Annotated in this window: 22 protein-coding genes and 1 pseudogene; all 23 read right to left on the minus strand. The window is 39.9% G+C overall.

The genetic code is table 11. The annotated features are described in order from the left end of the window. Window position 1 precedes the first annotated feature (1 nt). Complete coding sequence (gene dxr / locus NZ900_03615) at window positions 2–1198, minus strand: 1-deoxy-D-xylulose-5-phosphate reductoisomerase (GenBank protein MCS7233184.1); 1197 nt, start codon at window positions 1196–1198, stop codon at window positions 2–4. Further along, window positions 1138–1395: an SPOR domain-containing protein gene (locus NZ900_03620; GenBank protein MCS7233185.1), complete on the minus strand. Its 258-nt coding sequence runs from the start codon at window positions 1393–1395 to the stop codon at window positions 1138–1140. The genes dxr and NZ900_03620 overlap by 61 nt, the downstream gene beginning before the upstream one ends. A gap of 21 nt (window positions 1396–1416) precedes the next feature. Then, window positions 1417–1701 (minus strand): annotated as a pseudogene (locus tag NZ900_03625) (septal ring lytic transglycosylase RlpA family protein). A 63-nt stretch (window positions 1702–1764) separates the two neighbouring features. Then, window positions 1765–2562, minus strand: a complete 798-nt coding sequence (locus NZ900_03630) for a phosphatidate cytidylyltransferase (GenBank protein ID MCS7233186.1) — start codon at window positions 2560–2562, stop codon at window positions 1765–1767. Next, on the minus strand, window positions 2559–3242 hold the full coding sequence (gene uppS / locus NZ900_03635; GenBank protein MCS7233187.1) for a polyprenyl diphosphate synthase: 684 nt from the start codon (window positions 3240–3242) through the stop codon (window positions 2559–2561). The genes NZ900_03630 and uppS overlap by 4 nt, the downstream gene beginning before the upstream one ends. Further along, complete coding sequence (locus NZ900_03640; GenBank protein ID MCS7233188.1) at window positions 3239–3640, minus strand: secondary thiamine-phosphate synthase enzyme YjbQ; 402 nt, start codon at window positions 3638–3640, stop codon at window positions 3239–3241. The genes uppS and NZ900_03640 overlap by 4 nt, the downstream gene beginning before the upstream one ends. Further along, the gene (locus tag NZ900_03645; GenBank protein MCS7233189.1) at window positions 3619–4212 is read right to left on the minus strand and encodes a uracil-DNA glycosylase; all 594 of its coding nucleotides are present in this window, start codon (window positions 4210–4212) and stop codon (window positions 3619–3621) included. The genes NZ900_03640 and NZ900_03645 overlap by 22 nt, the downstream gene beginning before the upstream one ends. Beyond that, window positions 4172–5020 carry an Asp23/Gls24 family envelope stress response protein gene (locus NZ900_03650; protein MCS7233190.1) on the minus strand — a complete coding sequence of 283 codons (849 nt, stop codon included), beginning with the start codon at window positions 5018–5020 and terminating at the stop codon, window positions 4172–4174. Before NZ900_03650 ends, NZ900_03645 begins: the two co-directional genes overlap by 41 nt. 15 nt (window positions 5021–5035) lie before the next feature. Continuing rightward, complete coding sequence (murA, locus tag NZ900_03655; protein MCS7233191.1) at window positions 5036–6298, minus strand: UDP-N-acetylglucosamine 1-carboxyvinyltransferase; 1263 nt, start codon at window positions 6296–6298, stop codon at window positions 5036–5038. A gap of 12 nt (window positions 6299–6310) precedes the next feature. Continuing rightward, window positions 6311–7417 carry a UDP-N-acetylglucosamine 2-epimerase (non-hydrolyzing) gene (gene wecB / locus NZ900_03660; GenBank protein MCS7233192.1) on the minus strand — a complete coding sequence of 369 codons (1107 nt, stop codon included), beginning with the start codon at window positions 7415–7417 and terminating at the stop codon, window positions 6311–6313. Window positions 7418–7419: 2 nt separating this feature from the next. After that, the gene (locus tag NZ900_03665; GenBank protein MCS7233193.1) at window positions 7420–8265 is read right to left on the minus strand and encodes an undecaprenyl/decaprenyl-phosphate alpha-N-acetylglucosaminyl 1-phosphate transferase; all 846 of its coding nucleotides are present in this window, start codon (window positions 8263–8265) and stop codon (window positions 7420–7422) included. Then, a complete protein-coding gene (gene upp, locus NZ900_03670; protein MCS7233194.1) occupies window positions 8252–9349 on the minus strand; it encodes a uracil phosphoribosyltransferase in 1098 nt (365 codons plus the stop codon). The genes NZ900_03665 and upp overlap by 14 nt, the downstream gene beginning before the upstream one ends. Window positions 9350–9428: 79 nt before the next feature. Continuing rightward, window positions 9429–10550, minus strand: coding sequence for a sodium ion-translocating decarboxylase subunit beta (locus NZ900_03675; protein ID MCS7233195.1), 1122 nt, complete (start codon window positions 10548–10550; stop codon window positions 9429–9431). Between the two features lie 16 nt (window positions 10551–10566). After that, window positions 10567–11031, minus strand: coding sequence for a biotin/lipoyl-binding protein (locus tag NZ900_03680; protein MCS7233196.1), 465 nt, complete (start codon window positions 11029–11031; stop codon window positions 10567–10569). Further along, entirely contained in the window at window positions 11024–11410 is a 387-nt protein-coding gene (locus tag NZ900_03685; GenBank protein ID MCS7233197.1) for an OadG family protein, read from the minus strand. Before NZ900_03685 ends, NZ900_03680 begins: the two co-directional genes overlap by 8 nt. A gap of 18 nt (window positions 11411–11428) precedes the next feature. Then, window positions 11429–12988: a methylmalonyl-CoA carboxyltransferase gene (locus NZ900_03690; protein MCS7233198.1), complete on the minus strand. Its 1560-nt coding sequence runs from the start codon at window positions 12986–12988 to the stop codon at window positions 11429–11431. Window positions 12989–12990: 2 nt separating this feature from the next. Further along, window positions 12991–13404: a methylmalonyl-CoA epimerase gene (mce, locus tag NZ900_03695; protein ID MCS7233199.1), complete on the minus strand. Its 414-nt coding sequence runs from the start codon at window positions 13402–13404 to the stop codon at window positions 12991–12993. Then, window positions 13391–14350 (minus strand): methylmalonyl Co-A mutase-associated GTPase MeaB, encoded by a 960-nt coding sequence (meaB, locus tag NZ900_03700; protein MCS7233200.1) that lies wholly within the window; start codon window positions 14348–14350, stop codon window positions 13391–13393. The genes mce and meaB overlap by 14 nt, the downstream gene beginning before the upstream one ends. Then, window positions 14350–14748 (minus strand): cobalamin B12-binding domain-containing protein, encoded by a 399-nt coding sequence (locus tag NZ900_03705; protein MCS7233201.1) that lies wholly within the window; start codon window positions 14746–14748, stop codon window positions 14350–14352. The genes meaB and NZ900_03705 overlap by 1 nt, the downstream gene beginning before the upstream one ends. Window positions 14749–14761: 13 nt before the next feature. Continuing rightward, window positions 14762–16447 carry a methylmalonyl-CoA mutase family protein gene (locus tag NZ900_03710; protein MCS7233202.1) on the minus strand — a complete coding sequence of 562 codons (1686 nt, stop codon included), beginning with the start codon at window positions 16445–16447 and terminating at the stop codon, window positions 14762–14764. A gap of 281 nt (window positions 16448–16728) precedes the next feature. Continuing rightward, window positions 16729–18099: an RtcB family protein gene (locus NZ900_03715; protein ID MCS7233203.1), complete on the minus strand. Its 1371-nt coding sequence runs from the start codon at window positions 18097–18099 to the stop codon at window positions 16729–16731. Window positions 18100–18186: 87 nt separating this feature from the next. Then, window positions 18187–19674, minus strand: a complete 1488-nt coding sequence (locus NZ900_03720; GenBank protein ID MCS7233204.1) for a B12-binding domain-containing radical SAM protein — start codon at window positions 19672–19674, stop codon at window positions 18187–18189. Next, window positions 19674–20765, minus strand: coding sequence for a cell division protein FtsZ (gene ftsZ / locus NZ900_03725; GenBank protein ID MCS7233205.1), 1092 nt, complete (start codon window positions 20763–20765; stop codon window positions 19674–19676). The genes NZ900_03720 and ftsZ overlap by 1 nt, the downstream gene beginning before the upstream one ends. Between the last annotated feature and the right edge of the window lie 20 nt (window positions 20766–20785).

The raw sequence follows: 20785 nt of genomic DNA on the forward strand, positions 1-20785 counted from the left end.
GTTAACAATTCCTTGAAACCTCCTCCGCAAATTTTCGAGCCTCTCTATCCCAAAAAAATATATCCTCTGGAGAGTCGAGATCCTCCCTAGGGAAGTAAAAGAGAACTTTTCTTATAAATTTAGGAATATCGCTGAATTTTAGCCTATAAGATAAAAAAAGCGAAACCGCAACTTCATCAGCAGCATTCAAAATCACAGGGAGATTCCCCCCAACCCGGGCAGCATAATAAGCATAACTCAAACAAGGATACTCTTCAAAATCGGGCTCCTCAAAGCTCAGATTTACCTTACCATTAAATTCAATCTTAGGCAGGGCAGGATTTTCTAAAATCAACGGATGTAAAAGAGCTTCTTGAACAACTATGCGCATATCAGGATAAAAAAGTAAAGCTTTCACTGAACCATCCAAGAATTCAACCATACCATGAACGTATCCTTCTCTATGAATCAAAACTTTTATACTATCTAAAGACAAACCAAAAAGATGATAAGCTTCTATAACTTCAAACCCTTTATTCATCAACGTTGCAGAGTCAACTGTAATCTTTTTCCCCATATTCCACACAGGGTGTTCCAAAACCTCTAAAGGAGAAGCCCTTCTTCTTTCCTCATGTGAGCGATCTCTTAATGCTCCACCAGATGCTGTAAGGAAAATTCTTTTAACTTCCCCTCTTAAATCTAAACAAGATAATATAGCCCAATGCTCACTATCTAATGGAATTAACTGTTCTTTAGACTTTAATTCGGTTATTATAAAACCACCTCCCACAACTAGAGCTTCTTTTGTAGAAAAAAAAACTCTCTTGCCTAACTTAACAGCCTCATAAATCGGCTTAAAACCATGAATACCAGATACGCAAACCACAATTGCATCAATATCATCATAATATTTCCATATGTCTAAAAGAGCACTATCTCCCGAATAAACATTTACACCTAATCGCTTTTCAAGATCTTCTGCCGCTGGCTCAAAAAACATCCCAACCCTTTTAGGCCTAAATTCCATAAAAAGCTTTTGCATCAAGTCCACATTTGAACCCCCAACTAAAACAACAGGAATTAAAAAATTAGGAAAAAGCCTAACAATATCCATAACAGCCTTACCAACACTTCCCGTAGCACCAAGAACAGCAACCCTCATTTGTATATCGCTACAACAAAAGCATCTATCCCTCTCTTCATAAAAAACTTTCTCCATTTGTCTCCCTCATCCTCTCTTTTGAACCTACCCACTAGCACTTTATATAGTTCCCCTTCTTTTCTTATGAATAACGGAACATCTATTCTCCACCACATCAAACCTCTAACTTTGCCCTTCCAAACCCTAGCGTTATTTAACTCCCTAAATGCCCCTACCTGAACCGAGTAGTAGTCAGGGTCAGGAATGGTTTCCATCCCTGGAGGTGGTCGATGAAGCTCTAGCTTGACTCTGGCTATTCCACTTTTAATAATACCGATCTTTTTAGCAGCTGCATATGATAAATCTATTATTCTACCTTCCTTAAAGGGACCTCTATCATTTACTTTAACAACAACTCTTTTCCCATTAGATAAGTTGGTGACAAGTACCTCCGTCCCAAATGGAAGGGTCCTGTGAGCTGCAGTATGATCATACATATTGTAAACCTCACCACTTGCCGTCCTTCTTCCATGCCACTCAGAACCATACCAGGAAGCCAAACCATACTGAATGAAGCTCTTAGAGTAAACAACATCTGTAAGAAGAAAAAGAAGAAATAACTTAAAACAAAGAAGCTTTTTCAACTAATCTATCACTCCTGTCCAGAAGAGGAAATAATATATCATAGGAGCATTAAAGAGGAAACTATCAAATCTATCTAGCACACCACCATGTCCAGGAATTAAGCCACTGATATCCTTCAAAGCCACTTCCCTCTTAAAAAGAGACTCTCCGAGATCACCAAGTTGTCCCCAAACACCCATAACAAAACCAAAAAGAAGAGTCCATAAAGGAGGAAGGGTAAAAAGCCATCCCATAATGCTTGAAAACAACACAGCTCCTAAAACCCCACCCCAAAAACCCTCAACAGTTTTATTAGGACTTATGCTAGGTGCTAATTTTCTTCTACCCATTGTTTTACCAACGATGTAAGCCATCGTATCAGTAGACCAAGTAACAAGAAGAAGTACTATCGTCCAAAATCTTCCCTCCTCAAGGTTTCTCAAAAGTATTACATAGCTTATTAGCCAAGCAACGTAAAAGAAACCTAGCAATGTAGCACCGACTGATATCAGAGGCGAACCTTTCTCTCTTTTTAGAACCTGAGCAACAATAAGGAATAAAAAAAGGAAAGTCGGAACAATAACTTTTTGCTCATTATCAAAAAACGCACATGTAAGAAGAATTATAGTAGCAATTATACCCGCTCCACGAGAAGCTTTAACACCTTTATAAGCAACTATATCATAAAATTCCATAAGTCCTAAAATTCCAACACTCATAACAAACCCTAAAAATGGGTATCCTCCCCACCAACAAGTAAAAAGTATTACAGGAGCTCCAATAAGAGCAGATAAAACCCTTTTCCCCAGTTCTCTCATACTATCCCTCCAAACCTCCGCTCACGCCTATTATAATCCGCAATAGCAGCATCTAAATCATCTTCTCCAAAGTCTGGCCAAAGAGTTTCAGTAAAGTAAAGTTCAGTATAAGCTATCTGCCAAAGCAGGAAGTTGCTTATTCTTTTCTCTCCACTTGTTCTTATAAGCAAATCTGGTTCTGGAACATCAGGTACATATAAGTAAGGCCTTAAGTCTTCTTCACTCACCAATGAAGGGCTCTTGCTTAATATCATAGAATTAATTGCATCTATTATTTCTCTTCTACCACCATAATTAAGATATATTATAAGATGAAGTTCCTTATTGGATTCAGTAATCTCCATAGCTCTCTTAATAAGCTCAACTATATCAGATGAAAGCTCCCACCATCTACCACCAAATCTAATCTTAACACCAGCCCATTTCAGTTTCTCGATCTTAGTCAAAAAATAAATTTTTAATATACTCATTAAACTATCGATCTCTAACCTTGGCCTTTTCCAATTTTCTGTGGAAAACGCAAAAAGCGAAAGATACTTTATTCCCCTTTTTAATGAAGCATAAACTACTCTTTCAACAGCTTTAGCTCCCTCTTTATGTCCAGCAATCCTTGGCAAACCCCTAAATTTAGCCCATCTTCCATTTCCATCCATTATTATGGCAATATGCGCAGGAATTATAGTAGCCAAACCCAAACCTCCCTACTCCGAGGACCATCAAACTCAGCAAAAAATACTGATTGCCATTTTCCCAAAGAGATTTTGCCATTTTCGACAGGTAGCAGTAAACTAACACCTACAATCGAGGACCTTATATGAGCATGGCTATTCCCCTCAAGATGACTATAACTCAAACCAGAGGGAATCAATCTTCTTAAAGTATCACCTATATCCTTTAGAACAGAAGGGTCATAACCTTCATTAACAAACACTGCTCCTGTTGTATGAGGAACAAATAGAAAGCAAAAACCGTCCCTAGCTCCAAATTCTTTAACAACCTGATTTACCTTATCAGTTATATCGATGAATTCCTCTTTAGAAGAAGTTCTTAAGTTTATCACCCTTTTAGCTCCTGCCAAGTTCTTTTAACCTCCTTTATATCCTCCCAAGTTAACCATCTTGGGCTTCCTTTCTCTTTCGAAAGGTTCCTTAAAAGAAAACTCGGATGAAACATGGGAAATACCTTTATTCCACCTACCCACTCAAACCATCTACCCCTGAGGTTTGTTATAGATTCTTTAGTTTTTAAAATAGCCTGTGTAGGAACACTACCCAAGGTAACTATTATCTTGGGTCTTATAATAGCAATCTGAGCCTCAAGATAAGGCCAACACATTCCCACCTCCTCAGGCGTGGGATTTCTATTACCCGGAGGTCTACATTTAACAACATTAGTTATATAAACTTCATCCCTCGATATACCAGCAGAACTTAGTATTTTTGTTAGGAGCTGACCTGCTTTTCCAACAAATGGCCTTCCCTGTTGATCCTCTTCTGCGCCAGGAGCTTCACCTATAAACATGAGTTTAGTATTTATTTGACCTTCCCCAAAAACAACTTGGGTCCTCAGCCCTGAAAGAGGACATTTTTTACACTTAAGGCAATGATCTTTAACTTCCTCCATAAGCTGTAACCTTTCTTCTAAACTCAATACCAATTTTTATCCCCACCACCTCTATATTTACCTCATTAATTACCATCCCAGTGATCTCTTCTACCCTGTTCTTAAGGTAAAACTGTAAACCCTTTAGCAAAACCTTTATAGAAACACCATATACAACTTCCACTCTCAAATCAACCTCTATACTTCCTTCCTCAGGAAACCTTAAACTAACGTTTTTTAGTAGAACATAAGGAGAGTGCTCTTTTATTAAAAATCCGATCAGACTTTTAAGAGCATCCTCTGTTATGGATAACCTTCCATATAAACTAAAAGGAGGTCTTACAATTACCTTCTCTCCTACTTCCTCTCTTTTCCCAGAAAAAAACAATCTTATCCTACCAACAAGCTGCCCTCTAAAACCTCTTTCTACTTCTACCAAAGGAACAGGTATGACATGCTTACCACTTCTTTCTCTCTCTTGCCTAGCTTGGCTTATTTCTCCAGGGGAGGCCACATCATATATATAAATTATGCTATTTGGATCAGGAAGATTTAAATTCCTACATATCTTCTGGGCCATCTCTTCCGAAGTAGCTATTATGAGGATTTTTTCCGGGGATTCCTCCTTAATTTTACTAACAACAGCTTCCCTATGATCTTCAAATTGAAAAAGCGCTCTTCTTATAGCTCTAACTTTACTTAACTCACTTTTAGCGGAAACACCAGCAATAATTCTACCATCTTTTATTAATAAACCATCATCAATAATATACCTAATATTGTAACTTAAAGCCAGAGGCAAGGCACGCTGACTTTTTCCAGTACCACTAGGACCTATAAAAGCATAAACCTCCAAGCTAAATCCTCTCCTTCAATCCTCCTCCCTCTCAATTTTTGCCCCTAACAATTTCAGATTTTCAACAAATTTCTCGTAACCCCTATCTACATGTTCAGCCTTAGACACTATTGTAACACCCTTAGCTGAAAGCCCAGCCAAAACTAAAGCAGCACCAGCCCTGAGATCCGTTGCAACAACTTGAGCACCGCTCAAGGATTCTACTCCCTCCATAATAGCGTTTCCACCTTCTACTCTTATGTTTGCTCCCATTCTTCTCAATTCTGGAACATGCATAAACCTATTCTCAAAGATAGTTTCCGTAATAAGACTCGTACCTTCTGCTATAGAAAGCAAAGACATCATTTGTGCCTGAAGATCGGTTGGGAAACCAGGATAAGGAAGCGTAGTTATCCTAACCCCTCTAGGCCTTTTAACAAAAGACGCTTCAACCCAATTTTCACCTTGCTTTATATCTATTCCCGATTCCAGCAACTTAGAAAGCAATGCTTCCATATGACAAGGATTAATTTTTTCAACTCTGACTTTACCTCCGCTTATAACACCAGCTATTATGTATGTTCCTGCCACTATTCTATCTGGAATAACTGCAACCTCCGCCCCATGAAGACTTTCGGAACCATTAATCACTATTGTACTTTCTCCGTCTCTACCTATATCTAATCCCATCTTGCCAAGGAGGTCTATAAGATTACCTATCTCTGGTTCTCGAGCTGCATTCTCTATAACAGTAGTGCCTTTAGCAAGAGCAGCAGCCATAATAATGTTTTCAGTGGCTCCAACGCTTGGAAAATCAAGGTAAATCCTTGCCCCCCTTAACCTTCCTTTAGCCTGAGCTTCTATATAGCCATGCTTAATAGATATCTCAGCACCCATCAAAGAAAAACCCTTAAGATGAAGATCTATAGGCCTCGTTCCAATAGGGCAACCACCAGGCATGGGCAAAGTAACTCTACCCTTTTTAGAAAGTAAAGGTCCTAATATCAGAATAGAAGCTCTCATTTTCCTCATAAGTTCATAGGGAACGTCCTCTCTTATTTCTCCTGTATTAGATATAATAAGCGTATCCCCTTCCATTGATACAGAAAAACCAATAAAAGACAAAATTTCGGCCATTGTACTTACATCCTTAAGAGAGGGCACATTATTTAAGGAAAGTTTTTCCTTATCCTCTAACAAAATAGAAGCAGCCATAAGCGGAAGCGCTGCATTCTTAGCCCCCTGAACCTTTAAAACACCATTGAGTGGAACCCCGCCTTCTACAATTATTTTGCTCATATTACACCTCCTTCAAGAAAAATATGCCTCTAATATAGTAGCAATTCGCTCTGACGCCCTTCCATCACCATAAGGATTAGTAACCCTTTTCATTTTACCATAGGCCTCTTCATTTTCAAGAAGTAAAGAAACTTCTTCAATTATCTTATCCTTATCCCTTCCCACAAGCTTAACCACTCCTGCTTCAAGAGCTTCGGGACGCTCAGTTTTTTCCCTTATGACCAATACGGGAACACCTAAGGAAGGCGCTTCCTCTTGAATCCCTCCAGAATCGGTCAAAATCAAATAAGATTTCCTCATAAGATGAACAAAAGGAATATAGGGAAGGGGATCCACAAATAGAAATCGTTTTCCCCTAAGAACCGACAAGGCAACTTTTCTAACCTCGGGATTAAGATGTAAAGGGATAATTATAAGAAGATCCTTGAATAGATCGTGTATCACATTCAAAGCCGAACATATTCCTATCAAAGGCTCGCCCCAGCTTTCTCTTCTATGAAAAGTTACTAATACAATTCTTCCATCCCAAGAATCTATTATCTCAAGTTCCCCAGAAAATTCAAATCTTATCGAAGCAATTTTTAAAAGCGCATCAACCACCGTATTACCCGTTATAAAAACCTTGCTTTCGCTTATCCCCTCTCTTAAGAGATTTTGGGCTGCCCTTCTAGTTGGAGCAAAACACAAGTCTGAAAGCACATCAGCTACTATTCTATTAAACTCCTCTGGAAAAGGATTATAGATATCCCCTGTTCTCAAACCAGCTTCCACGTGTCCCAAAGGTATCCTTAAATAATAGGCTGCAAGACTACCAGCTAGTGTAGTAGTAGTATCACCATGAACAAGAACTACATCAGGGCGTTCTTTTTCAAGCACCTCAACTATACCAACCAATGCCTCTTTTGTCACATATGCCAAGGTTTGTCTTTCTTTCATCAAAGAAAGATCATAATCTGGTTTTATAGAGAATATATTAAGAACAGAATCCAACATCTCTCTATGTTGAGCAGTAACCAAAACCTTAACATCAAAAAGACCTCTTTTTTTTAAGACTTCATACACTGGAGCCATCTTTATTGCTTCCGGCCGCGTTCCAAAAACTAGAACAACTTTATTCATTCCTAAAAACACCACACTCCTATCAAAACAGACATTCCTTGAACTAAAAGTAGAACAATTAAAGCAGCTTTTCCTCCAAGCTTTCTTCTAAGAAAATGATGAATATGTTTCTCATCCCCTACCATTGCAGGTTGCCCTTTAATCCATCTTCTTAATACAGTCCAAGTTATATCAATCAATGGAAATAATACCAAGAAAAAAATCTTAGATATAGATGGAAGAGAAAAATCTTTTAGAAGATTCAATGAGAGACTTCCTATAAGAAACCCTAAAAGATAAGCCCCTGCATCTCCTAAAAATATCCTAGCTGGTGGATAATTTAAAACAAAAAACCCTATACTTGCCCCTATTATTAAAAGAGCAAATTTTTCACCTTCTATAGCTAAGCCTATAGAAGATAAAATCGCAACTCCTGAAGCAAGGCCATCTATACCATCTATTATATTAAACGCATTGATAAGAACAACAATCCACAAAAGCCCACCTATGAAATCAAGAAAAGGATCCCCCAAAAGGACAAATGGCTTATAAATTAACCAAACTGTAGAAATCATAAACTGAAAAACAAGTTTAAGAAAAGCAGGTAGATCAAAAATATCATCCACAAGCCCAATCATAATAAGAACAGAGGAAAAAATAAGCAATTCATAAGGCCCACCTAAAATCATGGACGATAGAGTTAAAGAAAGAAAAATGGCCATCCCTCCTCCAAGAGCTACTGGAAAAGGGTGTCCCTTTCTCTCAAAAGGTATATCTAAAAATCCGTAACTATAAGCAAGCTTAGACAAAACAAAGCTTAGTAGAAAAGAAATAAAAAAAGAAAATAAAACCATCTTACTTTGTTCCAAAAATCCTGTCACCTGCATCACCTAACCCAGGAACTATGTAACCATGATCATTAATCCTCTCATCCAAAGCAGCTGTTAATATTTCCACATCAGGATGAGCTCTTTGAAGCCTTTCTACTCCTTCTGGGGCAGCTATAATACAAAGGAATTTAATGCTTTTGGGTTTATACTCCTTAACTAATTTCACAGCCTCTACTGCAGATCCACCAGTAGCAAGCATGGGATCAAGTATTACCACATCTCTTTCCGAGGTATCTTGAGGAAGCTTACAATAATAAGTAACAGGCTCTAATGTCTTAGGATCCCTATATAAACCTATGTGACCTACCTTAGCGGTAGGCATAAGCTTAAGTATACCATCCACCATCCCCAAACCAGCCCTGAGTATAGGGACTAAAACCATTTCTTTGCCACTAACAATAAGAGCTTTGGCCTTAGAAATAGGAGTTTCTATCTCCTTCTCAAGAAGCGGAAGATCTCTCGTAACTTCAAACAACATCAAAGCCGAGACTTCAGATATAAGCTCTCTAAATTCCTTCACCCCGGTATTTTTATCCCTTAATATAGATAGTTTGTGCTGAATAAGGGGATGATCTACTATTATTAAATTACTACTCTTAACTTTTTCTTTTTTGAAAACCTTCTCCTCAAAAGACTTTATCTGTTGTATCCTTCTTAAATGCCTTCCACCTTCAAAGGGTGTTTCAAGCCATTCTCTAACTATTTCCTTCGCCAATTCTGGAGCCAAAATTCTACCCCCCAAAGCAAGAATATTAGCATTATTATGAGCCCTCGATGCTCGTGCGGTAAATATATCATGACACAACGAAGCGTAGACACCTGGTACTTTATTAGCCACTATTGACATACCTATGCCTGTTCCACAAAACAATATCCCTCTTGAAAATTCCCCACTTGCTACAGAAATAGCAACCTTTATTGCTATTTCTGGATAATCAACTGGCTTGGCATTAAAAGTCCCAAAATCTTCAAATGAGTAATTCCTCTCGCTTAAAAAGACTTTTATCTCCTCTTTGAGCCTATACCCTGCATGATCAGCTCCAAGGGCTATTTTATCCACCAAGAAAAGCACCCCCTAACATAAAGTCAAAAAAATAGCCAGTGACTTTAGTCACTGGCTACAAAATATAAATATACCCTCTCTATTTTAACACAGCCAGCATTACACCAGCTGCAACAGCAGTACCTATTACCCCAGCCACATTCGGACCCATAGCATGCATCAAAACAAAGTTACCAGGGTTCTCCTTCTGAACCACCCTCTGACAGACCCTAGCAGCCATAGGTACGGCTGATACACCAGCAGCTCCTATCACAGGATTTATCTTAGTCCTCAAAAATAGGTTCAATATCTTGGCAAATAAAACCCCACCAGCAGTGCTAGCCATAAAGGCTATTAAACCCAAAAGTATTATCCCAAGCGTCCTTAAGTTCAAAAAGGTCCTGGCATCCATGGTAGCCCCAACAGTTAACCCCAACATTATAGTAACTATGTTTATTAACTCATTCTGCGCAGTCTTAGATAGCCTCTCCGTTACACCACATTCCCTTAAAAGGTTCCCAAACATAAGCATTCCTATCAATGGCACAGCCGAAGGTAAAAGCAATCCCGTAACCACCATCGTCAAAACAGGAAAAAGCACCTTCTCAAGCTTAGATACAGGACGAAGCTGCTCCATCACTATGGCCCTCTCCTTAGCGTTGGTAAGTAAGTATATCACAGGGGGCTGTATCAAGGGAACCAAAGACATGTAAGAGTAAGCCGCTACAGCTATCGGCCCTAATAAGTGTGATGCAAGCTTCATGGTCAAATATATAGCAGTGGGACCATCAGCACCACCTATTATCCCTATCGAGGCAGCCTCCTTTATGTTAAAACCTAAAAACATGGCACCTATCATGGAAATAAATACGCCAAGTTGAGCAGCAGCACCTAAAAGAAAGGTTATAGGGTTGGCAAGAAGCGGCCCAAAGTCCGTTAACGCACCAACACCCAAAAATATCAAACAAGGATATATCTCATGACGAGTCCCAAAGTAAATGTAGTAAAGTAATCCACCCTCATCCATTATCCCAGATAAGGGAAGGTTCGCTATGATGCAACCAGTACCTATGGGCACTAAAAGAAGCGGCTCAAAACCCCTACCTATGGAAAGATAAAGGAGTACCCCTCCCACAAGTATCATAAGTAGGTTGCCCCAAGTTAAACCAGAAAATCCAGAGGTCTTAAATACCATCATAGCCTTACTCAAAAGTAACTCCATCTCCCCTTACCCCCCATTAACCAAGCAATACAAGCAGATCACCAGTGTTTACTGAATCACCAGGCGATACAGCTACACGCTTAACTACCCCAGAAGAGGGCGCAAAAATCTCGTTCTCCATCTTCATCGCCTCAAGAATTAAAAGTAAGTCCCCCTTAGATACAGTCTCCCCCTCCCTAACGTTTACCCTCAATATCTTACCAGGCATGGGAGCAGATACCGCTAAACCACCAGAAACAGCCTGAGGCGCCTCCTCCCTCTTCACTTCCTTCTTAACAGTAGGTGTAGGTGTAGGCATAGGTGTAGAAGCAGGCGCTACAGAAGGCGATACAGGGGAAGAAACAGGCGCAGATGGTGAAACGGAAGGCGCCGAAACGGTAGACGAAGATGTAGTAGCTTGAACGGTAAGACCACCAAGCTCTTCCACCTCAACCTCATAAGTTTTACCATTGATGGTTATCCTAAATAGCTTCTTATTCATTCTCATTCCCTCCCATCACAGATTCTGCCTTGGCACTTTCCCTCCAAGAGCTCCTTATAGGTCCAGTAACCCTCCACACCCTTAAAGGCACCCTAGTTGTAGCAGAAAAAGAGGCTATAGCCGCAGCTATAGCCACTAGCTCCTTATTATCCCCACCTCCACCAGAAGGTAAAAGGCTAGGCTCCTCCCTAACCTCCCTCTCCTCCCTTAAAACCCCCTTAGGCTCCTCCTTAACCTTAAGCCTAGATGCCTCCACCAGCAAGGCTAGATACTTTATTAAAACCATCATTAAAGCCAGGCCACCTAAAACAGCAAACACTATGACCATGGCTATAACAGATAAGCTTAAGGCCCCAGAAATGGTGTTTAAGCTACCCAAAGCTAACCACCACCCCTCTTAAACAGGCATTACCCCATGCTTCTTCCTAGGACGCGTCTCCCTCTTCGTTAAAGCCATAGCTAAAGATTCTATCAAGGCAGGCCTGGTCTCCTCAGGCTTTATCACACGATCCACAAACCCACGCCTGGCCGCTACATAAGGATTGGCAAACTTCTCACGATACTCCTCTATCTTCTGCCTACGCACCTCCTCAGGATTAGACGAAGATTGTATCTCCCTCCTAAATATTATGTTGGCAGCACCCTCAGCACCCATAACCGCTATCTCAGCCTGAGGCCAAGCCAGTACCACATCCGCACCTAAATCCTTGCTACACATACCAAGATAAGCACCACCATAAGCCTTCCTCAATATCACAGTCAGCTTAGGTACAGTCGCCTCAGAGTAAGCATAAAGCATCTTGGCACCATGCCTAATTATCCCACCCCACTCCTGAGAAGTCCCAGGTAAATAACCAGGTACATCCACAAAGTTCACTAAAGGTATGTTAAAAGCATCACAAAACCTTATAAAACGAGAAGCCTTGTCACAACTATCTATGTCCAAACAACCAGCTAAATGCTTCGGCTGATTCGCTATTATGCCTATAGAATAACCACTAAGACGAGCAAACCCTATAACTATGTTGGGAGCATAATGCTCCTGTACCTCAAAAAACTCACCCCTATCCACCACAAGCCTTATCACATCCCTCACATCATAAGCCTTGTTAGGATTAACAGGAACTACACCCCTTAAAAGCAGGTCCATCCTACCAGGATCATCCCCAGTATCCTCATAAGGAGGATCCTCCATGTTGTTCTGAGGTAAATAGCTCAATAGCCTCCTAACTAAAGAAAAACACTCAGCCTCACTATCACAAGCAAAATGAGCTACACCACTCTTAACATTATGAGTCATAGCACCACCAAGCTCCTCAGAACTCACATCCTCCCCAGTAACAGCCTTTATCACCTGAGGACCAGTTATATGCATCACACCTATACCCTTAACCATAAAAACAAAGTCCATTAAAGCAGGAGAATATACAGCACCACCCGCACAAGGACCTACTATCACAGCTATCTGAGGTATTACACCAGAAGATATGGTGTTCCTAAAAAAAATCTGACCATAACCACTTAAAGAGTCCACCCCCTCCTGAATACGAGCACCACCAGAATCATTTATACCTATCAAAGGAGCCCCCACCCTCAAAGCTAAATCCGCTACCTTGCATATCTTCTTAGCATGCATCTCCCCCAAAGAACCACCCACAACCGTAAAATCCTGAGAATATACAAAAACTAACCTGCCATTCACCTTACCATAACCAGATACAACCCCATCAGCAGGAGCCTTAACACGATCCATACCAAACTCAGTACAACGATGCTCCACAAACATGTCAAGCTCAACAAAACTACCCTCATCCAAAAGAAGAGATAACCTCTCACGAGCAGTCAGCTTACCCTTAGACCTCTGCTCATCAACCTTAGAAGAACCACCCATAGATAAAACCTCTTGCCGCTTAACTTCAAGCTCATTAATAAGCTCCTCAATAGTCTTCTCAGGCATGATTACCCCTCTACCCCCCTTTCACATATTTCAACCAAAACGCCACCTGTAGACTTGGGGTGAAGAAAAGCAATTTTAGCCCCACCTGCGCCTCTCCTTGGTTTCTCATCTATCAAACTAAAACCTTTTTCCTTCAACTCATTAATGGCTTCCTCAATATTTTTAACTCTGAAAGCTATATGATGTATCCCCTCCCCTCGCTTTTCTATAAACTTTGCCACAGGTCCATCAGGAGAAGTAGACTCCAGAAGCTCTATCTCAGTATCACCTATGGGTAAAAAAGCAGTTTTAACCTTTTGCTCAGAAACTTCTTCTATACCCTCGCACTTTATACCCAAAACCCCCTCATAAAACTTTAAAGCTTCCGATATACTATTAACAGCTATACCTATATGATCTACTTTAACAGTTTTCATACTTTTCTCCCCCTTTCAATAGTCTATTCACTAACTCCTCAGCAATACTATAAGGATCCGTTTTCTTAGCCAGAACCAAACTCACATAGTTATCTATTAAATTATTATTTAGTTTAAGCATAATTCTCCTCCTTATAGCATCTTCTACCGCCTTATCAATCTCCTCCATAGTCTTTACTTTTCTTCTCTTATCCAACTCTCCACTTTCGTGAAGGTACCTTTGATGCTTTTTTATCTCTTCTACAAGCTTATCAATACCAGCTCCGTCCTCAGCTATCGTCATCAAAACAGGAGGAATCCACGATCTACCCTTATAACCAAACTCAATCCAAACTTCGAGCTCCCTTACTAATTTTTGAGCACCCTCTTTATCTGCCTTATTAACAACAAATATATCTCCAATCTCCATTATGCCTGCCTTTATTATTTGAACCTCATCTCCCATACCAGGTACAAGAACTATTATAACTGTATCTGCTACTTTAACTACATCTATCTCATTTTGACCAGCTCCAACTGTTTCAACTATAACAAAGTCAAAACCACCTGCATCTAAAACCTTTGCAACGTTTATTGTCGTTTTAGCTAGCCCTCCTAAGGCCCCCCTCGACCCCATGCTTCTTATAAAAACCCCTGGATCAGTAGCATGTCTTTGCATACGTAACCTATCTCCAAGAAAAGCTCCTCCAGAAAAAGGACTTGATGGATCTACAGCAATTACCCCTACCTTCTTATTTTCTTCCCTAAGATAAGTTATAATTTTATCCACTAAAGTGCTTTTACCAACACCAGGGGCTCCAGTAACACCTATATAGTGAGCTTTACCCGTAAAAGGATAGATCTCCTTCAATATCTTTTTCCCATTCTCTTCGTCATCTTCAACAATACTTATTAACTTAGCTATAGCCAAAAAATCTCCTCGCAGCGCTTTCTCTACTATATCCATCACCTTTTAACTACCTGCCTTATAAATTCTACCACCTGCGATATAGGAGTACCAGGACCAAACACCTCTGAAACTCCTATTTCCTTAAGTGTAGGTATATCCTCTGGAGGAATAACCCCTCCGACGATCAAGATCACATTGTTTAAGCCCTTTTCTCTAAGAAGTTCGAGAACTTTCCTACAGTAATACTCATGAGCACCTGAAAGAATGCTTAAACCTATCACGTCCACATCCTCTTGAATGGCGGCTTGAACTATCTGTTCGGGGGTTTGTCTCAATCCCGTATATATCACTTCCATACCAGCATCTCTAAGCCCTCTAGCTATAACCTTAGCACCTCTATCATGACCATCAAGACCAGGCTTAGCTATCAGAACTCTTATTTTGCCCTCATACATTTCATTTCCCCCCTCAGAGAACTATCTTCTCCACATAAACTCCAAAAACATCCCTAAGAACATCACAGATTTCTCCTTCAGTAGCATATGCCTTAACCGCTTCTAAAAAATAAGGCATTAGATTAAGGCTTTCATCCGCTGCCGCCTTTTTCAAATCTTCCAGAACGTTTTTAACCCTTATGTTATCCCTTTTCTGCTTAAGCTCTCTTAGCCTTTTCACTTGCTTCTCTGCTATAGAAGGATCCACCTTAAGAAGTTTAAGATTGCTCAAATCCTCCTCTATTTGAAACTTATTAACCCCTACTATTATACGTTCTCCCCTTTCAATCTCAAGCTGGTATCGATAAGCACTATCTTGTATCTCCTTTTGAATAAAGCCAGCTTCTATTGCTTCAATCATTCCACCAAGCTCATCTATCTTATCTATAAGCTTTTTAGCTTCCTCCTCTATCTTGTTTGTTAACCACTCTACATAGTAAGAACCCGCTAAAGGATCTATAGTGTTAGTAACTCCACTCTCATAAGCTATTATTTGCTGAGTCCTCAAGGCTATCCTTACAGATTCCTCCGTTGGCAAAGCTAGAGCCTCATCATAGGAATTGGTGTGAAGAGATTGTGTACCTCCTAGAACAGCAGCAAGAGCTTGTATAGCAACCCTAACTATGTTGTTTAAGGGCTGCTGAGCAGTTAAAGTAGATCCTCCTGTCTGGGTATGAAACCTAAGCATCATGGCTCGAGGATTGGTTACACCAAAGCGTTCTTTCATTATTTTAGCCCAGAGTCTCCTGGCCGCTCTAAACTTTGCTATTTCTTCAAGAAAATCATTATGAGCATTAAAGAAAAAAGAGAGCCTTTGCCCAAAAATATTCGGATCTAAACCCTTTTTAATAGCAGCTTCTACATAAGCAATTCCATCAGCAAGAGTAAACGCCACCTCTTGAACCGCGGTAGCACCAGCTTCTCTTATGTGATAGCCACTGATACTTATGGTATTCCACTTTGGAACATATTCACTGCCAAATTCAAACGTATCCGTAATCAACCTCATAGATGGTTTAGGCGGAAATATAAAGGTTCCCCTCGCTATATACTCTTTAAGAATGTCATTCTGAATAGTCCCCTCCAACTTATCAAAGGAAACCCCCTGTTTCTCCGCTACAGCCAAGTACATTGCCCATATTATAGCAGCAGGAGCATTTATGGTCATAGATGTACTAACCTTGTCAAGAGGAATACCATCAAACAAAATCTCCATATCTTCAAGAGAGTCCACAGCTACGCCTACTTTACCCACTTCCCCCTGAGCCAAGGGATGATCAGAGTCATAACCTATCTGCGTAGGAAGATCGAAGGCAATACTTAATCCAGTTTGTCCCTGCTCTAAAAGGTATTTGTACCTTTTGTTAGACTCTTCAGCAGTTCCAAAACCAGCATACTGACGCATCGTCCAGAACCTTCCCCTATACATAGTGGGTTGAATACCACGAGTGAAAGGATATTCCCCAGGAAAGTTTAAAGACTCGAGATATTCCATATCACTTATATCTGCAGGAGTGTAAAGTCTTTCTACTGTTATATTAGAGCCTGTCTTAAATTCCTTTTTCATTTCTGGATTTTTAGTAAGAGTCTTATTAACGTTTTCCCTTTCCCACTCCTCTTTTTTAACTTTGATTCTTTCTAAAGCTTCTTTATCAAACACACCCCACCCCTCCCCGTTTGAGATTTACATAATTTATAATTCAAGTTAACTCTTTAGATATATCCTTAGAACAATCCATACCTCAAAAATTCTAAAATGTCAATCTCTAAATAAATTAAGCTAAGCTAAAAAGAAAAGGGACTGCTTTTCTCTTTCTTAAAGCAGCCCCTTTTCCCTTCTCCCTTCAAAAGGGATTAGGACTACATTTTCTTCACCCTTAAAGGTTGCTTTCCTCTCTGGCAACAAAAAGGATTTAAAATGTTGCCCTTACGAAGGAAAGCTTAACCTTTTATAACCCCAATAGGCTTTAGTCTAACTACTTTCTTAGATAGCCCTGCCCTATCAACAATATCTACGACTTTGTCTATATCCTTATAAGCCTCTGGTGCCTCCTCATAGATAGTTCCTTTTTCTCTCGCTTTAACTTTAATTCCTATTTCCTCAAGCTCTTCTATTAAATCTTTTCCTTTCAAATCCCTTATAGCTGCATGTCTACTCATAACCCTACCTGCACCATGACAAGTTGAAGCAAAAGCCTCTTCTTCTGCCCTCTTTGTCCCTAAAAGCACATAAGATGGGGTTCCCATACTACCAGGTATTATGACAGGTTGTCCCACATCTCTATAGATTTCAGGTATATAAGTAGAACCTGGTCCGAAAGCCCTTGTTGCTCCCTTCCTGTGAACGCAAACTTCCACCTCTTTACCATTCCACTTGTGTTTTTCTATATGAGCTATGTTATGAGAAACATCATAGAGAAGTCTAAGATGCGCATCACTGCCAAACGTATTATAAAACACATCCCTAACCCAATGAGTTATAACTTCCCTGTTTGCAAAGGCATAATTTGTTGCGGCAGACATCGCTTGAAAGTAATCTTCTCCCTCCCTAGACTTTATCGGAACACAAGCTAGCTGAGCATCAGGTACATTTATACCGTAAGCCTTCATCTTGTTCCTCATTATTCTTACATAATCATCACAAACCTGATGCCCTAAACCTCTTGATCCACAATGAATCATCACCGTAACAATACCTTTTCTCAAACCCCATTTATTTGCAACATCCTCAAGGTAAACCTCTTCAATATACTGAACTTCTAAAAAATGATTCCCAGATCCAAGAGTTCCAAGCTGAGGCGCTCCTCTTTCTTTAGCCTTCTTACTAACTTTATCAGGATTTGCTCTTTTCATTCTCCCGCCTTCCTCTATACACTGAAGGTCCTTTTTATCTCCGTAGCCCATTTCAACGGCCCAGACAGCACCTTTCGAGAGTACTTCGTCCAACTCATTAGGCTTCAAGCTTATCCTTCCCTTTTCACCAACACCACATGGAATAGCTCCAAAAAGCCTGTTTATAAGCAAATCTATTTTAGATTCCACGTCCTTTTTCTCAAGCTGACTAACAAGAAGCCTAACACCGCAAGATATATCATATCCGACACCGCCTGGAGATATAACTCCATCCTCGACTCGCATTGCAGCAACTCCACCTATTGGAAAACCATAACCCCAGTGAATATCAGGCATACCATAAGAATAGCCTATTATACCAGGAAGAGTAGCCACATTGGCAACCTGATCATAGACTTGCTCTTTTTCCAACCCTTTTAATATTTCTCTATCAGCATATATTAGGCCCGGGACCTTCATCCCAGACTTATAGCTTTCAGGCAACAACCATCTAACTTCATCTACCTTTTTAAGTATAGATTCTACTCCCATTACTTAACACCTCCATTAAGATTTTATCACATCTCTCCATGGTTTACCAAACCTACCATGCAAATACGCATCAACATCAATATATTTTCTAAGATCTTTCATCGAAAGCTTGTCTCCAAGGAGGCAAAGAGCTTTCCCAACTTCAACGCCCCCTCTTGCAATTAAAGCTTCAAGTTGAGCAACCTTTAATCCATCCGTTCGAAGCTCTGCTCCTTCAATCCTAGCAAGTACCTTAAGTCTTTTCCGAATCTCACCTATAGGTAAAAAAGGCTCTTCCTCAAAAGGGGTGAAAGGTTTAGGAACAAAAGGGTTGATGTTAATAACCATCTCAAGCCCCTTAAAGCTACCTCTAAACTTACTAATCATTTTTACTATACTTTCCACATCAGATATTTCTTCCATAGGTAAACCTATCATAAAATAAAGTTTAACCTTTTTGAAACCAAATTTATAAACAAGACTTAGCTTCTCTTCTATAAGCTCGTTAGAGAAATCTTTACCTATTCTTTTTCTCAACTCTTCACTTCCCGTCTCGGGTGCTAACGTTATTATCTTCTGCTCACTAGATTTAAGTAACATAAGAAGCTTTTCGGAAATTCCTTCCACCCGGAAAGAACCGAAAGACACTTTTCTTCCTTCCTCTAGGAGATAGTTTAATAAGTCATCAAAAAAAGGATGATCAGAAGCTACAGAACTTATAAGTCCAAGTTTAACGTCTTTAGGAACATCTTCTAATGACCTCTTTATACTATCTAGAGACACAAACCTAAAAGGCTTATAACATTGACGTACAGGACAGAACAAGCAAGACCTGTTACATCCTCTACTTAATTCTACCAAAAGAGCTCCTCCAAACTGGTTCAAGGGAGTGTAAAGAGGCGCAACCAAGAAGTAGCTATTTAAGTCTTTAATCCATCTTCGAGCAGTAAATTCCTTAATATCAGGTACCAATACTCCCTCTAAATCCGCTAAATCCCTTAAAATAGATTCTTTCTTTTTACCAATAGAAGCTTTGAGAACGTTAGAAATTTCCTTAATAACTTCCTCTCCCTCACCACATACTATAAAGTCTGCTATAGGGAAAAGAGGAAATGGATTCATTGTAGGGAAAATTCCTCCTACACCAATAAGAGGCGATTTCTCCTCCCTTCTATCCTCTCGAAGTGGAGGAATACCAGCAGCTTTAAGGATAGAAACTACGTTGATCAAATCCAATTCATAGGAGAGAGAAAAAGTAATTATATCAAATTCATTGAGGCTTCTTCCTTCTTCTAAAGAAAGAGGAGGGAAACCATCCCACTTAAAAAATCTTGAAACAAAAATATCCTTATCCTCTACTAGTATTCCATAAATGAGTAGAAAACCGAGATTAGATATTCCAACACCATAAAAGTTAGGATAAACCAGAGCCCACTTCAAATCACCCTGGGGTTTCCACAAAGACCTAAGCCATCTTTCCTTCTCCTTATATTTTGATACTTCGCTTCTCCACTCCCAAAGCATTACCTGTGACCTATATTTGGTGGGCTTCCCTCTCTTCTTCTTCTAAGATATGGAGGGATATCGATATCCTCCGAATCTATTATCGGGCTAAACCCTTCAAGGTCCATTAAAGGTTTAACCTTGCTGGGTTTAGAACCAAAACCAGTAGCTATAACAGTAATCCTTATTTCATCATTCATTTCCTCCTTTATAACCGCACCGAATATTATATTAGCATCTCTGTCTGCTACTTTTGTTATTAAATCTGCAGCGTCATTAACTTCCTTAAGCGTTAAATCCATACCACCAGAAATATTAAGCAATATTCCCTTAGCTCCCTCTATAGAGCTTTCAAGAAGAGGACTTGATATAGCAGCTTTTGCCGCCTCTACAGCTTTATTTTCTCCTCTACCATATCCTACTCCCATTAAAGCAGAACCAGCATCTTTCATAATAGTTTGAACATCAGCAAAATCCACATTTATAAGTCCTGGAACCATTATTAAATCAGAAATCCCCTGAACACCTTGTCTCAAGACATCATCTGCCATCCTAAAAGCCTCAAGAAGTGAAGTATTTTTATCAGCAACATCAAGAAGCTTATCATTAGGTATAACTATAAGAGCATCAACCTTCTCCCTAAGAAGTTTTATCCCTTCCTCAGCCTGAAACATTCTCCTTCTACCTTCAAAGGAAAATGGCTTAGTAACAACACCAACAGTCAGTATGCCTAACTCCTTTGCAACCTCAGCAATAACAGGAGAAGCTCCTGTTCCTGTTCCTCCACCCATACCAGCAGTTATAAAAACCATATCTGATCCTTTAAGAACCTCAGATATTTTATCTCTGTCTTCCTCGGCTGCCTTCTTACCTATTTCCGGATTAGCCCCCGCTCCTAACCCCCTCGTCAGCTTTTCTCCTATTTGAAGCTTAATGGGAGCCTTCGACAAACTAAGGGCCTGCAAATCAGTATTAACTGCTATAAACTTAACACCGTTTAAACCTGCCTCTATCATCCTATTTAGGGCGTTACTCCCTCCTCCACCAACACCTATGACCCTTATTTCAGCCCCGATTTTTCTCCCTTCTTCATCCTTTAATATCTCTATCATTTCTCATCACCCTCCAACAT

This window comes from Synergistota bacterium, assembly GCA_025060595.1.
Classification (GTDB): domain Bacteria; phylum Synergistota; class GBS-1; order GBS-1; family GBS-1; genus 42-11.

Excerpts from the sequence above, each read along its gene's own strand:
- dxr (MCS7233184.1), bottom strand. The coding sequence starts at position 1,198 with ATGGAGAAAGTTTTTTATGAAGAGAGGGATAGATGCTTTTGTTGTAGC.
- NZ900_03620 (MCS7233185.1), bottom strand. The coding sequence starts at position 1,395 with ATGGAAACCATTCCTGACCCTGACTACTACTCGGTTCAGGTAGGGGCA.
- NZ900_03630 (MCS7233186.1), bottom strand. The coding sequence starts at position 2,562 with ATGAGAGAACTGGGGAAAAGGGTTTTATCTGCTCTTATTGGAGCTCCT.
- murA (MCS7233191.1), bottom strand. The coding sequence starts at position 6,298 with ATGAGCAAAATAATTGTAGAAGGCGGGGTTCCACTCAATGGTGTTTTA.
- wecB (MCS7233192.1), bottom strand. The coding sequence starts at position 7,417 with ATGAATAAAGTTGTTCTAGTTTTTGGAACGCGGCCGGAAGCAATAAAG.
- NZ900_03675 (MCS7233195.1), bottom strand. The coding sequence starts at position 10,550 with ATGGAGTTACTTTTGAGTAAGGCTATGATGGTATTTAAGACCTCTGGA.
- NZ900_03680 (MCS7233196.1), bottom strand. The coding sequence starts at position 11,031 with ATGAATAAGAAGCTATTTAGGATAACCATCAATGGTAAAACTTATGAG.
- NZ900_03690 (MCS7233198.1), bottom strand. The coding sequence starts at position 12,988 with ATGCCTGAGAAGACTATTGAGGAGCTTATTAATGAGCTTGAAGTTAAG.
- mce (MCS7233199.1), bottom strand. The coding sequence starts at position 13,404 with ATGAAAACTGTTAAAGTAGATCATATAGGTATAGCTGTTAATAGTATA.
- meaB (MCS7233200.1), bottom strand. The coding sequence starts at position 14,350 with ATGGATATAGTAGAGAAAGCGCTGCGAGGAGATTTTTTGGCTATAGCT.
- NZ900_03705 (MCS7233201.1), bottom strand. The coding sequence starts at position 14,748 with ATGTATGAGGGCAAAATAAGAGTTCTGATAGCTAAGCCTGGTCTTGAT.
- NZ900_03715 (MCS7233203.1), bottom strand. The coding sequence starts at position 18,099 with ATGAAGGTCCCGGGCCTAATATATGCTGATAGAGAAATATTAAAAGGG.
- NZ900_03720 (MCS7233204.1), bottom strand. The coding sequence starts at position 19,674 with ATGCTTTGGGAGTGGAGAAGCGAAGTATCAAAATATAAGGAGAAGGAA.
- ftsZ (MCS7233205.1), bottom strand. The coding sequence starts at position 20,765 with ATGATAGAGATATTAAAGGATGAAGAAGGGAGAAAAATCGGGGCTGAA.